Genomic DNA, 595 nt, shown 5'->3' with positions numbered 1-595 from the left:
ATATGTTTCACCTTATTCTTGCGGAAAAATGAATAGATAGCCTCAGCATGTTTGCAATACTCTTTGGTCACACATGCCAAAACGTTGTATTCAACGTTCATTTTTTGTAGAAGCTTTAATGCAGAAAAGCTTTCTTTAAAAGCACTTTTTCCTTGTTTGGTTCGGTATTTTTCTTGAAGCCACTCAGGCCCATCTAAACTTAATCCAACCAAGAAGTTATTTTCTCGAAAGAATCGGCACCAATCACTGTTTAATTTAGAACCATTGGTTTGAATTGTGTTCTTTATTAATTTTCCGTTAGCGTATTGTTTTTGAAACTCAACAGCCTTTTCATAAAAATCAATGCCTATCAATGTAGGTTCTCCACCGTGCCATGCGAACTCGACAATAGGCGTATCTTGGCTAGAAATATAATTTTTAATATAAGTCTCTAGCGTTTCTATATTCATTGATTTTTTAGATTTTAAGAGCAGGTCCTTTTCTAAATAAAAACAATATTGACAATCATAGTTGCATTTTGAGCCAACAACTTTCACTGTAGTATGTAAACCAGCCATAAGGAATTCTTCTACTCCAACCAAGATGGAACTAGTTT

At 34.1% G+C, this 595-nt stretch carries 1 protein-coding gene; it reads right to left on the bottom strand.

Going from position 1 to position 595, the window contains the following annotated elements:
- On the bottom strand, positions 1–557 hold a 557-nt coding region (locus R7Z50_RS29110), incomplete at its 3' end, for a radical SAM protein (protein ID WP_318149959.1).
- Positions 558–595: the final 38 nt, after the last annotated feature.

This window comes from Vibrio sp. 1249-1 (assembly GCF_033340495.1).
This window is presented reverse-complemented; position numbering and strand designations above follow the sequence as displayed.